The sequence below is a fragment of the Vibrio sp. genome, assembly GCF_047973365.1.
Lineage (GTDB): Bacteria > Pseudomonadota > Gammaproteobacteria > Enterobacterales > Vibrionaceae > Vibrio.
This window is the reverse complement of the sequence record NZ_JBKEBW010000114.1, coordinates 1-13579: the sequence shown is the minus strand read 5'-3', so window position 1 is coordinate 13579 and position 13579 is coordinate 1. Positions and strand designations below refer to the sequence as shown.

Below are 13579 nucleotides of genomic sequence, written 5' to 3'. Positions count from 1 at the left end.
GGGTGGCGTTTGCGGGGAGGTCTTCATTGGAATAATCGCTCTTTTCTGTTTCTCCAACCCAATAATACCGGGCTTTTCATAATTTCGGAGCCCACTCGTGAACGTCGTAGGGAAAGAGAGGTTTCACACCGCGCTAGTGTGTCGGACAGACCAGCCCTTTGTCCACAATAATTGCAACGCTTCCAGCTTAGCTTCCGCACTAAGAGAATGGCCATCAATTAAAAATGAATTTGAACCATGCATAGTGAAAACATGAGCCCAATAACGACCATGTTTTGTTGGGACAGACTATTTTTCAGCGAGCTCTCGCGGAGTGGAGCCATCAAGATACTTGTTAGCTACTGTGTACTGTAACTCGCGACTGTATTTGGACATAAATAAAAGACCCCCAATAATTGGTTGTCCAACTATTGGGGGTCACTTCAGAGCATGGGAACGAGGATTCTCTTAACTGATTGGCATTACACCAATGGCAGGAGCTTTAATGACACTTAGATTTCTAAGTCTTACTTTTTCAGATCAAAACGGTCTGCGTTCATCACTTTGGTCCAAGCAGCGATGAAGTCTTTGACGAACTTCTCTTGGTTGTCATCTTGAGCATACACTTCCGCGTATGAGCGCAAGATAGAGTTAGAACCAAACACTAGGTCAGCTCGAGTTGCAGTGAACTTCGCTTCGCCAGTCTTACGGTCACAGATATCGTAGGAGTTGCGCCCCGTTGGTTTCCAGGTAAATGCCATGTCGGTTAGGTTAACGAAGAAATCGTTAGTCAAAGTACCAACGCGATCGGTAAACACACCGTGTTTGCTGCCGCCATGGTTAGTACCTAGCACACGCATACCACCGATAAGCACAGTCATCTCTGGCGCAGTCAAACCAAGCAATTGAGCACGGTCTAGCAACATCTCTTCAGGTGTCACTGTGTAATGTTTCTTCTGCCAGTTACGGAAACCGTCGGCGACAGGCTCCAGCACATCAAATGACTCTGCATCGGTTTGTTCTGCGGTTGCATCACCACGACCAGCTGCAAATGGTACTTTGAAGTCATACCCTGCGGCTTTCACCGCTTTCTCGATACCCACGTTACCGGCAAGAACAATCGTATCGGCAATGCTGATAGCAAACTCTTGTGCAATCTTAGTTAATTCCGCAAGCACTCGAGCTAGACGCTCTGGTTCGTTACCTTGCCATGCGTTTTGTGGAGCAAGGCGAATACGAGCCCCGTTTGCACCACCACGTAGGTCTGAATTACGGAAGGTACGTGCACTATCCCATGCAGTAGCAACCAACTCTGATACAGTTAAACCCGTCGCTGCGATTTTTGCTTTTACCGCTTCAACATCGTAACCAGTTACGCCTGCTGGAATAGGGTCTTGCCAAATCAAATCTTCTGCTGGTGCTTCTGGACCAACGTAGTTTGCTTTTGGACCTAAATCACGGTGAGTTAACTTAAACCAAGCACGAGCAAACACTTCATTAAAGTACGCTGGATCCTGGTGGAAGCGCTCAGAAATCTTACGGTATTCTGGGTCCACTTTCAGTGCCATGTCCGCATCCGTCATCATTGGATTATAACGGATTGATGGGTCTTCAACATCGACTGGTTTGTCTTGTTCAGCGATGTCTACTGGCTCGTATTGCCATGCACCTGCTGGGCTCTTAGTCAGTTTCCACTCGTGCTCTAACAGCATCTTGAAGAAACCGTTGTCCCACTGCGTTGGATGAGTTGTCCAAGCACCTTCTATACCGCTGGTTACCGTATTGCGACCAATACCACGAGATTTATGGTTGTTCCAGCCAAGACCTTGCTCTTCAATGTCAGCCGCTTCTGGATCTGGGCCTAGGTTTTCAGCTTTGCCGTTACCGTGAGCTTTACCGACAGTGTGACCACCTGCGGTTAGTGCTACCGTTTCTTCATCGTTCATTGCCATGCGAGCAAAGGTTACACGCATATCCGCTGCTGTTTTCAGTGGGTCAGGATTACCATCCACACCTTCTGGGTTGACGTAAATTAAGCCCATCATTACTGCTGCCAGAGGGTTTTCTAGGTCACGTTCACCAGAGTAACGGCTACCTTCACCACCACTTTTCGACAACCACTCTTTTTCAGAGCCCCAGTAAATATCTTTCTCTGGATGCCAGATATCTTGACGACCGAAGGCAAAACCAAAGGTTTTCAGTCCCATTGATTCATACGCGACGTTACCGGCAAGAATAATCAAGTCAGCCCAACTAATTTTGTTGCCGTATTTTCTTTTTATTGGCCATAACAGACGACGAGCTTTATCTAAGTTCGCGTTATCTGGCCATGAGTTTAGAGGTGCAAAACGCTGGTTACCGGTAGAAGCACCACCGCGACCATCCGCAGTACGGTAGCTACCAGCAGAGTGCCAAGCCATACGAATCATCAAACCGCCATAGTGCCCCCAGTCTGCTGGCCACCATTCTTGGCTGTCTGTCATTAATGCGGTTAGGTCTTTTTTCAAACCTTCTACATCAAGCTTTTTAAGTTCTTCTCGGTAATTAAAGTCTTCACCAAGTGGGTTGGTTTTCTTATCGTGTTGATGAAGGATGTCCAGATTTAGTGCGTTTGGCCACCAGTCCATGACTGTAGAACCCGTTGATGTCATACCGCCATGCATCACTGGGCACTTTCCTGCGGAGTTATTTTCTTTATTCATAGGGTTATCCTTAATTAACAGAAAGTTATCAATTGGTCATATCCAAATAATATATTTAGGTGACAATAGTTCTCTTTTAATAAATGAGCATATAGATGTTCTACTAATTTCAAACTAATTATATGTAGAGTTTGAAAAACAATCACATTATTTACACCGATTAAACTAATAAGAAAAAACTATCAAAAACATGAATATATTAGGTTGAGTTTTTCAGGGTTAATTTCGCCAAAAAAACAAAGAAAAAACCAATAAAAACAACAAACTATTAAATAAAACACAGAGAAGAAATGCGTTTTTTTTGGAGCGGGTGATCTTAATAATCACTTGCCCTTCCGCGGCAAAAAAATGGGGCTCATAGCCGATAGAAATAAATCCTACAAATAAACAAGAAAAAGCCCACTCTCGCAAAACTGAATAGCGTACTTTTAAATAACAAAGGTAAACATAAATTCAACTTCAGCAGTAGGATTAATGTTACTTACTTGCGCCCCCAGACTGGACTCACTACTTAAAACTATATACCCGCAATTAGTATGCATGTTATGCATAAAACTAATGCTAAAGTTTCATTTAATTCATCAAACTATCAAGGCTAAACTGTAGTCAATAAAGATAAATCACTCGTGGAGGAACTCTATGTTTCAGGCTTTAACTCTAAACCAAGAAGAAAAACAAACGATTGCAACAATTGAACAGCTTGATGAATCACAGCTTCCGCAAGGTGATGTGCTTGTTGCTGTTGATTACTCCTCACTGAACTACAAAGACGGCCTTGCCATTACAGGTAAAGGAAAAATAATCCGCAACTTCCCTATGGTTCCGGGTATTGATCTGGCAGGCAAAGTCATCAGCTCTGAAGACGCTCGCTATAAAGAAGGCGATGCCGTCGTTCTGACTGGCTGGGGAGTTGGTGAGAATCATTGGGGTGGCATGGCAGAAAAAGCTCGTCTTAAAGCAGACTGGTTAGTGCCTCTTCCTCAAGGTTTTTCGGCAAAACAAGCCATGATGGTGGGTACGGCAGGTTTTACGGCAATGTTATGTGTACAAGCATTGTTAGATGCGAACATTAAACCCGAAGACGGTACTATTCTTGTTACAGGTGCCAGCGGTGGTGTTGGCTCTGTTGCTGTTACCTTACTGGCACAACTAGGCTACAAAGTAGCAGCCGTAACTGGTCGAGTAGAGACTAACGGTCCATTACTTGAAAAATTAGGTGCTAGCCAAATTATCGACCGCTGTGAGTTTGAAGAGCCTGCCCGCCCACTAGAGAAACAAGTTTGGGCGGGTGCTGTTGATACTGTTGGCAGCAAGGTATTAGCAAAAGTGTTAGCGCAAATGGATTACAACAGTGCGGTTGCTGCTTGTGGGCTTGCTGGTGGCTTTGACCTTCCAACTACGGTAATGCCATTTATTCTGCGCAACGTTCGTCTACAAGGTGTGGATTCAGTAAGCTGCCCGTTTGAAGAACGTGTTGCTGCTTGGGAAAAATTGGCTGAACTACTACCAGCAAGTTACTTCGAACAAGCGTGTACAGAGATCGATTTGGCACAAGCGCCGAAATACGCAGAAGACATAACAAACGGTCAAGTAACTGGTCGTGTCGTTATTAAGCTGTAACTTGTCAGTAGATAAGGCTCTAAGAGCCTTATCTTGTTACAAATCGCTTTTCTACCGATAAAAAAATCCCGCCTTTCAGCGGGGAAGCCCAAGAAAACTGGGGATAGTGTCGGAATGAGATATTGTTATCAAATTGTTAATTAAATTAAACCAAGTTGTTTCGTTTAACAAGTGAATATTGAATATTTTTTCTCCAACAGTATTATCTAGCCTCTAAATGTGACATCCGTTAGGTTTACTATGAGTTTCAAGCGAGAAATTTCCGATAACATCAATGCAGATAAAATACTGGAAGCAGAAGGATTACGCTGCCCTGAGCCTGTAATGATGGTCAGAAAGACAATTCGTACTATGCAGGATGGTGAAGTGCTGCTGGTAAAAGCGGATGATCCTTCGACGACGCGAGATATTCCGAGTTTCTGTCGCTTTATGGACCACCAGTTATTGTTATCAAAAACCGACGAGCCGCCTTACCAGTATCTGATTAAGAAAGGTTTGGAATAAAAAGCGAAAACGGAAACAAACAAAGGCTGCCATAATACATTCATCTTTATCAACGAATATCATGGCAGCCTTTGGCTTAATCTTGATTTTCTACTGAGCGCAGCTCAACTTGCAGACTATTAACTTGCTTTTGCAACGCGCGAATTTCGTTATGCAGTGGAATGATGTGAGAAACGCGAATCCAAGCTTCAACCGTCAAGCCCACCATAATGATCGCCCCGGCAACCATAGGTAGCCACATTTCAGTTAACGACATTCCCAGCAAAGTTAATGCAAAGCCAAACGTAAACAAATAAGCCTGACTTTTAACGCTCATCCCCATGTATCGTGACAACATAAACGAGCCCTCTTTTTCGAAAACAGTCACTATTACACTAGCATGACAGGTGTGACACAAATATGTCAGAGGGCTCATTATCGCTTAATAATTAAGCAATAATTGCCATAAAATAACTTATAGGAATGCTGTTCCTGCCGCTAACGCCAAGAACAGCAGTGCGGTGACTTTGCGAATAAGACCTAACGGAAGCTTATCCGCCGACAGTTTGCCAATCAGCACTACAGGTACGTTCGCCACCAGCATACCAATCGTGGTACCCAGAACAACCATAGTTAATGCGTCAGCAAATTGAGCACCAAGGATAGACGTTGCAATCTGAGTTTTGTCGCCAATTTCAGCAACAAAGAACGCGATAAAACTTGCAATAAAAGGCCCGCGATTTGAGATTTCCTCGTCATCATCAAGCTTATCTGGAATCAACACCCAGCCAGCCATGGCTAAGAAACTGACCACCACCACCCATTTAAGGATTTCAGGAGATAAATAATCGGCAACCACAACCCCTAACCATGCAGCAAGAGCATGGTTAACCACAGTGGCGAGAAAAATAGCAGCAATAATCGGCACCGGTTTGCGGTAACGACTGGCTAACAGAAGAGACAATAATTGGGTTTTATCACCGATTTCGGCTAAGGCGACGGTGGTAATTGAAATAGCTAAAACGCTCACGACCTACTCATTAGGGTAGGGATTATTATATAAACCAAAGACAAACCTCACGCCCTACCCAAGTTCGCGGTGTTTGTCTAAGGTCTTGCTAAACTCGAAGGGCTTCGAGTCTCGGACGCCATGGTGATTTTGCACCAATTATGTTGACGAACGAATCGGTACTGTTTGTCACAGCGCCGATAAGCTACTCCCCAAAGACAGGCGGAATTCTATACAGCATCGTTATCAATCTCAACCCCAAATTCCCCCTACGCTTGCATTTAAGCCTTTCTCTTTAAACCATAACGGCGAATAAACGATAAAAACTCGCCTAAAAGAAAGTTTCCGTCAATAAATAGGCAATATTGGCACTACTTTGTCAGGGAATAACTGGGTATACTTGATCGTTATTTTTTATCAATTCAGACAGAAGAATCGCGCGAACCTGACTATGCAAAAATACGATATCAAAACCTTTCAGGGTATGATCCTCGCGCTGCAGGATTATTGGGCCCAACAAGGCTGTACCATTGTTCAACCATTAGATATGGAAGTGGGCGCAGGTACATCTCACCCAATGACGTGCTTACGAGCTCTTGGTCCAGAGCCAATCGCTACAGCGTACGTTCAACCTTCACGCCGTCCAACTGATGGCCGTTACGGTGAAAACCCTAACCGCCTTCAGCACTACTACCAGTTCCAGGTGATCATTAAACCGTCACCAGACAACATTCAAGAACTGTACTTAGGTTCTCTGAAAGTGCTTGGCGTTGACCCACAAGTACACGACATCCGTTTCGTGGAAGATAACTGGGAAAACCCAACACTGGGTGCTTGGGGTCTTGGTTGGGAAGTGTGGCTAAACGGTATGGAAGTCACTCAGTTTACTTACTTCCAACAAGTGGGTGGTCTAGAGTGTAAACCTGTTACCGGTGAGATCACTTACGGTATCGAACGTCTGGCGATGTACATTCAGGGCGTGGATTCTGTGTATGACTTGGTATGGACCGATGGCCCATTAGGCAAAGTGACCTATGGCGACATCTACCACCAAAACGAAGTTGAGCAATCCACTTACAACTTCGAACACGCCGATGTGGATTTCCTCTTCACCTTCTTCGACCAGTGCGAAAAAGAGTGTAAACACCTGCTTGAGCTAGAAAAGCCTCTTCCGCTGCCCGCTTATGAGCGCATTCTAAAAGCGGCTCACTCATTCAACCTACTAGATGCACGTAAAGCAATCTCAGTAACAGAGCGTCAGCGTTACATCCTACGTATTCGTAACCTAACTAAATCGGTTGCAGAAGCGTACTACGCATCTCGTGAAGCTTTGGGCTTCCCTATGTGTAAAAAGGGTGAGGACAAATAAGATGGCAAAAGAATTTCTAATTGAACTCGGTACTGAAGAGTTACCACCAAAGCAACTTCGCACGCTAGCGGAAGCATTTGCGGCAAACTTTGCAGCGGAACTGAAAGCCGCAGACCTTGCTCATGAAGGCATCAAATGGTTTGCAACGCCACGTCGTTTGGCTCTTAAAGTCGCTAACCTTGCTGAAGGTCAAGCGGATAAAGTGGTTGAAAAACGGGGTCCTGCAATTGCGGTTGCTTTTGATGCAGACGGCAAGCCGACTAAAGCGGCTGAAGGCTGGGCTCGTGGTAACGGCATCACGGTTGCACAAGCCGATCGTCTAAAAACAGACCAAGGTGAATGGCTGCTTTACAAACAAGAAGTGAAAGGCCAACAAGCAAAAGCGGTGGTGGTTGAACTGGCAGCAAAAGCATTGGCTAACCTGCCTATCGCCAAACCAATGCGTTGGGGTGATAAAGAAACTCAATTTATCCGCCCAGTTAAAACGCTCACCATTCTGTTTGGTGATGAACTTATCGAAGGTGAAATCCTTGGTGTAAGTTCTGCTCGTACACTCCGTGGTCACCGTTTCATGGGTGAAGCAGAATTTACTATCGATTCTGCATCTCAATACCCAGCAATACTGGAAGAGCGCGGTAAAGTCATCGCAGATTACGATGCTCGTAAAGCCACCATTATTGCGGATGCACAAAAAGCCGCACAACAAGTGGGTGGTGTTGCAGACTTGGAAGATGATCTGGTAGAAGAAGTGACTTCACTGGTTGAATGGCCTGTAGTGCTTACCGCTAAGTTTGAAGAAAAGTTCCTCAAAGTACCTTCAGAAGCTTTGGTTTACACCATGAAAGGCGACCAGAAGTACTTCCCTGTGTATGACGCAGATAAGAAACTGCTGCCTAACTTTATCTTCGTCTCTAACATCGAGTCTAAAGAGCCTCGTCATGTTATTGAAGGTAACGAGAAAGTGGTTCGTCCACGTCTGGCTGATGCCGAATTTTTCTTCAACACTGACCGTAAGAGCAAGCTGGTTGATCGCCTTCCTCAACTTGAAACAGCAATCTTCCAGCAACAACTGGGCACCATCAAAGACAAAACAGACCGTATCACTGAACTTGCTGGCTACATTGCTGAGCAAATCGGTGCGGATGTTGAAAAATCAAAACGTGCTGGTCTGCTAGCGAAGTGTGACCTAATGACATCCATGGTATTCGAGTTTACCGATACTCAAGGTGTTATGGGCATGCACTACGCGCGTCATGATGGTGAAGCTGAAGAAGTTGCCGTAGCACTTAACGAGCAATACATGCCTCGTTTCGCTGGCGACAGCCTACCAACCAACGGTGTGTCAGCAGCGGTTGCTATGGCGGATAAGTTGGACACTATCGTCGGTATCTTCGGTATTGGCCAAGCACCAAAAGGCAGTGACCCATTTGCACTACGCCGCGCATCACTGGGTGTTCTGCGTATCATCGTCGAATACGGTTACAACCTAGATTTAGTCGACCTTGTCGCGAAAGCGAAATCACTGTTTGGTGCCCGTCTCACTAACGAAAGTGTTGAGCAAGATGTGATTGAATTTATGCTCGGTCGTTTCCGTGCCTGGTACCAAGATGAAGGTTTCAGTGTAGACATCATCCAAGCCGTACTGGCTCGTCGCCCAACCAAACCAGCCGACTTTGACCAACGTGTTAAAGCGGTTTCTCACTTCCGTGAGTTGGATGCAGCAGAATCACTGGCAGCAGCAAACAAACGTGTGGGTAACATTCTGGCGAAATTCGAAGGCGAACTGCCAACGGAGATTGAACTGTCTCTTCTGCAGGAAGATGCCGAGAAAGCTCTGGCGGAAAACGTTGAAGTACTCACAGAAGCGTTAGAGCCTGCATTTGCAACCGGTAACTACCAACAAGCATTGAGCCAACTTGCTGCGCTGCGTGAGCCTGTGGATGCGTTCTTTGATAACGTAATGGTCATGGCAGATGATGAAGCGTTGAAGAAAAACCGCTTAACGCTGCTTAACAACCTACGTAACTTGTTCCTGCAAATAGCGGATATTTCACTACTACAAAAGTGATAAAGCGTTTCAGTTTAAGTAGCTAAACGACAGAAAGCGGCTTTACTCATCGGAGTTGAGCCGCTTTTTTTATATATCGCCAATTTGCCCCTAAATAGTGCTTTGTCTCTCAAAAACATTGCGGTATGGTCAGAAGATATTCTTAACGGTGGAGATTCTATCCGCCAGCCTCATTCAAATAAACATAGCTATCCAGGTAGTCAGCAATGCAGTTTTCAACTTTTGGCGAGAAATTTAATCGATATTCCGGTATCACCCAATTAATGGATGATCTTAATGATGGTCTGCGCACTCCGGGTGCCATCATGCTTGGTGGCGGAAACCCTGCCGCCATTCCAGAAATGCTCGATTATTTCCGACTGACAACCGAAGAGATGCTGGCAGATGGCTCATTACTGGCGGGGATGACCAACTATGATGGTCCTCAAGGTAAAGATGTTTTTATTAAAGCTTTGGCGAAACTATTCCGAGACACTTATGGTTGGAATGTCAGTGAAAAGAACATCAGCTTAACCAACGGTAGCCAAAGTGGCTTTTTCTATCTGTTCAATCTGTTTGCGGGCAGACAACCCGACGGCAGTTTTAAGAAGATTTTGTTGCCTCTGGCACCGGAATACATTGGTTATGGCGATGCGGGCATCGATGAAGACATTTTTGTCTCTTATCGCCCGGGAATTGAACTGCTGGATAACGGTCTATTCAAATACCATGTCGATTTTGAGCAACTCAAAATCGATGATTCTGTTGCGGCTATTTGTGTCTCCCGCCCAACCAACCCGACGGGCAACGTGTTAACCGAGGAAGAGATCCACAAGCTCGACCAATTGGCGCGTGACAATAAGATCCCGCTACTGGTGGATAACGCTTATGGCGTACCGTTTCCAAACATCATCTTTGAAGATGTAGCACCGTTCTGGAATGAAAATACCATTCTCTGCATGAGCCTATCAAAACTCGGCCTACCGGGTGTACGCTGCGGTATCGTAATTGCTAATCAGCAAATTACCGAAGCACTGAGCAATATGAACGGCATCATCAGCTTAGCGCCGGGCAGCATAGGTCCAGCTCTGGCTCACCGCATTATTGCAAAGAACGACTTACTGCGTCTGAGTGAAGAGGTGATCAAGCCGTTCTACAAACAAAAATCTCAGCGTGCAGTAGAACTTCTGCAACAAGCGATTGATGATCCGCGTTTTCGTATTCACAAACCAGAAGGGGCGATTTTCCTCTGGCTATGGTTTGATCAACTGCCAATCACCACTATGGAGCTCTACCAACGCCTGAAAGATCGCGGTGTTCTGATTGTTCCGGGTGAGTATTTCTTTATCGGTCAGAAGGAAGAGTGGGAACATGCTCATCAATGTCTACGCATGAACTATGTGCAAAATGACGAAGCAATGCAAAAAGGCATTGCTGTGATTGCTGAAGAAGTGAAGAAAGCGTATTTGGAAGGGTAACTCGACACCTGAGTTTAATTTGTCATTCCAGAATTTCGGAACGAAATATCTGGAATCTAACCATAGTGCTCGCTGAAATCAGATCCCAGATAAATGCTACGGATTTTCTGGGATGACGACTCCGAATCCAACAACCACAAAAAAGCCCACCAGCTGTGGCATTTCCTGCTTCACAAATAGATATAAGGTCGTCTTTCTCTCTTTCAAGCCTCAGATAAACATTTTTATCTGGTAGACAAAATGTTTGTATCGCTTCTGATTGCAGAAAAAGTGATAAAAACATCAAGAGTATTGGAGGCTTATCACAAATTGACACCAATCCGTACAATATACCGTGCAGGACTATAGCCAAATAAATTCGGTAGGTTAGACTCAGTCATGTTAATGCCATGTTAAAACAACGAGGGCAATTGATTGTCCCGGTTCAACGTATTTAACCAGCCTAGATGACGCTACTTTCAACCACATATTTACCCCTACGCAGTAGTCGTCACGCAATAAAGGAACGGATAGAACATGATCAACGACGCCTACCATTATCAAAATAAATTCAATAACCTAGCTCAATTACTTGAAGATGGATTTTCTCGTTATAGCGATAAGCCTGCGTTTCATTGTTTAGGTCAAACATTGACTTATGAGGGTATTGAACAAAAATCTCGCTATTTAGCACAATGGCTGCACCATGAATGTGAACTAGAAGCGGGTGACCGAATCGCCATTCAGCTACCGAACTTAACTCAGTACCCTATTGCCGCTTATGCCGCACTACGAGCAGGGCTGATTATTGTCAATACTAATCCTCTCTACACCTCAAGAGAGATGAAACATCAGTTTAGTGATTCCGGAGCAAAAGCTCTGATCATTCTGGAAGACTTAGTACCAAAATACCAAGCTATCGAATCTGAGCTGAACATTAAGCATGTAATCGTTACCTCCGCGCCAGATCTGTTGACCCAACAAGAGCAAGATCGCGGCAACTACTGCGACTTTAATCGCGCCATATCCGCAGGTAAACACCTACCAGCCGTTGCCGAAAACAGTGCGATTGCCGATGATATTGCTGTTATCCAGTACACAGGTGGCACTACAGGTATATCTAAAGGAGCTTGCCTGACACATAGCAATCTAATGGCCAATGCAGCCCAGATGAACATTCGTCTCACACAGAAGATGATTGAAGGTGAAGACAGCTTTGTTTGCCCGCTACCGCTTTATCACATCTACGCGTTTACCGTGAACATGGTCAGCCTGTTCAGCGTTGGGGTTCAAAATATTCTCATCCCTAATCCACGTGATATGGATGGTTTTGTTAATACGTTGAAAAACGTTCGCTTCTCTGGCTTATCCGGCATTAATACGCTGTTTATGGGTCTTTGCCGACATCCAGAGATTTCATCTGTCGATTTCAGTCACCTGAAAGTCACGATTTCCGGCGGATCTATGCTGACCAGCAAAGCGTTTCATGTCTGGCACCAAACAACAGGGTGCACCATCACGGAAGGTTGGGGATTATCAGAAACGTCACCAGTGATTACCCTTAACGAATTTGGTAAAGAACAAGTTGGTTGCGTCGGTATTCCACTACTTGAAACCGAAGTCCAAGTTTGGGACATCAATAACAAGCCTCTCGCACAAGGAGAAGTTGGAGAATTGGTGGTGAAAGGGCCACAGGTCATGCCGGGCTACTGGCAACGACCAGATGAGACCAACAATTCGATTATTAATGGCTTCTTTAAAACGGGTGATGTGGGCTTAATTAAAGATGACGGATATATCCAAATTGTTGATCGACTCAAAGATATGATTATCGTCTCTGGCTTCAATGTCTATCCCAATGAAGTGGAAGATATCTTGTGCAGACACCAGCACATCACTGAAGCGGCAGTAGTCGGTGATCATGACGAGAAGACTGGTGAGTTAGTGCATGCGCATATCGCCACGCTCGAACCTTTAGACGAAGGGGATATTATTCACTTCTGCCGCCAGCACTTAACCAACTATAAAGTACCGAAACGCATTACTTTCTATCAGCAACTGCCAAAATCTGCGGTTGGTAAAGTACTGCGCCGCGAGTTGCGTAATACTCAATAACCAGACTTCACCCTGCGTGGGAATGCATATTTGACTAACAGAAAGTCAGATTAACTGCCTATTTTGGCTTTGGTATGCATTCCCACGGGGGACCGTGGGAATGAGAAAATTCTGGAATAACGATAGGGTTTGTCAAAGCATAGTTAATGCAAGCTTCGCTAAGTTGTAGGCATCGACATACCCTGAATGCTGGCGACCTTCCCACTCAATACCTCTACCTTCTTGAGCAGCACGGTGTCCAATACGTTTATCTTTAAGACGATTTTGGATACGGTAAATAGTGGCAAGATTGAGGAACTCATTAAACGGAACTTCAATGCCCTTCTCTTGGCACTCTTTACGCAGGATTTGGTCATCTCGTCCCCAAGAAGCATAGATCTTATGCGGACCACCAAAATTCTTTACCATAGACTTAAGTACTTCAGCCAATGGACGACCTTGCTTCTCTATTTTTTTCGGTGTAATCCCCGTTAGCTCTGTGCAAAACAGCGAAATTTCGTCATGGTCAGGTTTAACGTAATACTGAGCGCGTTTTACGATTTCACCTGCCGATAAATCAATTTCAGCCAGCCCTATTTCAATGATCTCACCAGTCGTGCCCACTCCGTTCTCATTCCAACAGCACATTTCCATATCGAAGCAAACAACACGGTTATAGTTCATTGCTAAATAGAGTCCCTTTCTTTTAAAATTGAAAATCTAAAACTGAAAAGCCGCTATGTTACCTGAACGAAAGTGAAAACTCGACGTTCAAAACGCAATTTTGCTCTGCATAGCCATCCTAAGCACAGTCATTCG

10 protein-coding genes are annotated in these 13579 nt (G+C 44.9%); 6 read left to right on the top strand and 4 right to left on the bottom strand.

Annotated features, from left to right (window positions below; translation table 11 throughout):
- Window positions 1–506: 506 nt before the first annotated feature.
- The gene (gene katG / locus ACK5MF_RS14740) at window positions 507–2681 is read right to left on the bottom strand and encodes a catalase/peroxidase HPI (protein WP_416923353.1); all 2175 of its coding nucleotides are present in this window, start codon (window positions 2679–2681) and stop codon (window positions 507–509) included.
- Between the two features lie 639 nt (window positions 2682–3320).
- Here katG and ACK5MF_RS14735 point away from each other — a divergent pair.
- Window positions 3321–4301 carry an MDR family oxidoreductase gene (locus tag ACK5MF_RS14735; RefSeq protein WP_416923352.1) on the top strand — a complete coding sequence of 327 codons (981 nt, stop codon included), beginning with the start codon at window positions 3321–3323 and terminating at the stop codon, window positions 4299–4301.
- A gap of 240 nt (window positions 4302–4541) precedes the next feature.
- Window positions 4542–4805: a sulfurtransferase TusA gene (tusA, locus tag ACK5MF_RS14730; protein WP_416923351.1), complete on the top strand. Its 264-nt coding sequence runs from the start codon at window positions 4542–4544 to the stop codon at window positions 4803–4805.
- A gap of 76 nt (window positions 4806–4881) precedes the next feature.
- Here tusA and ACK5MF_RS14725 read toward each other — a convergent pair whose 3' ends face one another.
- Window positions 4882–5142 carry a hypothetical protein gene (locus ACK5MF_RS14725; protein ID WP_416923350.1) on the bottom strand — a complete coding sequence of 87 codons (261 nt, stop codon included), beginning with the start codon at window positions 5140–5142 and terminating at the stop codon, window positions 4882–4884.
- Between the two features lie 117 nt (window positions 5143–5259).
- Window positions 5260–5814 carry a TMEM165/GDT1 family protein gene (locus tag ACK5MF_RS14720; RefSeq protein WP_416923349.1) on the bottom strand — a complete coding sequence of 185 codons (555 nt, stop codon included), beginning with the start codon at window positions 5812–5814 and terminating at the stop codon, window positions 5260–5262.
- A 430-nt stretch (window positions 5815–6244) separates the two neighbouring features.
- Between ACK5MF_RS14720 and glyQ the strand changes: the two genes are divergently transcribed.
- From glyQ to ACK5MF_RS14700, 4 genes are all read left to right on the top strand, one after another.
- The gene (gene glyQ, locus ACK5MF_RS14715) at window positions 6245–7162 is read left to right on the top strand and encodes a glycine--tRNA ligase subunit alpha (protein ID WP_416923348.1); all 918 of its coding nucleotides are present in this window, start codon (window positions 6245–6247) and stop codon (window positions 7160–7162) included.
- Between the two features lies 1 nt (window position 7163).
- Window positions 7164–9230 (top strand): glycine--tRNA ligase subunit beta, encoded by a 2067-nt coding sequence (gene glyS / locus ACK5MF_RS14710; RefSeq protein ID WP_416923347.1) that lies wholly within the window; start codon window positions 7164–7166, stop codon window positions 9228–9230.
- A 206-nt stretch (window positions 9231–9436) separates the two neighbouring features.
- Window positions 9437–10687, top strand: a complete 1251-nt coding sequence (locus tag ACK5MF_RS14705; protein WP_416923346.1) for a valine--pyruvate transaminase — start codon at window positions 9437–9439, stop codon at window positions 10685–10687.
- 516 nt (window positions 10688–11203) lie between these two features.
- Window positions 11204–12781, top strand: a complete 1578-nt coding sequence (locus ACK5MF_RS14700) for an AMP-binding protein (protein WP_416923345.1) — start codon at window positions 11204–11206, stop codon at window positions 12779–12781.
- 132 nt (window positions 12782–12913) lie between these two features.
- Here ACK5MF_RS14700 and ACK5MF_RS14695 read toward each other — a convergent pair whose 3' ends face one another.
- Window positions 12914–13444 carry an exonuclease domain-containing protein gene (locus tag ACK5MF_RS14695; RefSeq protein WP_416923344.1) on the bottom strand — a complete coding sequence of 177 codons (531 nt, stop codon included), beginning with the start codon at window positions 13442–13444 and terminating at the stop codon, window positions 12914–12916.
- Between the last annotated feature and the right edge of the window lie 135 nt (window positions 13445–13579).

Coding starts and splice junctions, on each gene's coding strand:
- ACK5MF_RS14700 (WP_416923345.1), top strand. CDS start 11,204: ATGATCAACGACGCCTACCATTATCAAAATAAATTCAATAACCTAGCT.
- ACK5MF_RS14695 (WP_416923344.1), bottom strand. CDS start 13,444: ATGAACTATAACCGTGTTGTTTGCTTCGATATGGAAATGTGCTGTTGG.
- glyQ (WP_416923348.1), top strand. CDS start 6,245: ATGCAAAAATACGATATCAAAACCTTTCAGGGTATGATCCTCGCGCTG.
- ACK5MF_RS14735 (WP_416923352.1), top strand. CDS start 3,321: ATGTTTCAGGCTTTAACTCTAAACCAAGAAGAAAAACAAACGATTGCA.
- ACK5MF_RS14705 (WP_416923346.1), top strand. CDS start 9,437: ATGCAGTTTTCAACTTTTGGCGAGAAATTTAATCGATATTCCGGTATC.
- ACK5MF_RS14725 (WP_416923350.1), bottom strand. CDS start 5,142: ATGTTGTCACGATACATGGGGATGAGCGTTAAAAGTCAGGCTTATTTG.
- tusA (WP_416923351.1), top strand. CDS start 4,542: ATGAGTTTCAAGCGAGAAATTTCCGATAACATCAATGCAGATAAAATA.
- katG (WP_416923353.1), bottom strand. CDS start 2,681: ATGAATAAAGAAAATAACTCCGCAGGAAAGTGCCCAGTGATGCATGGC.
- glyS (WP_416923347.1), top strand. CDS start 7,164: ATGGCAAAAGAATTTCTAATTGAACTCGGTACTGAAGAGTTACCACCA.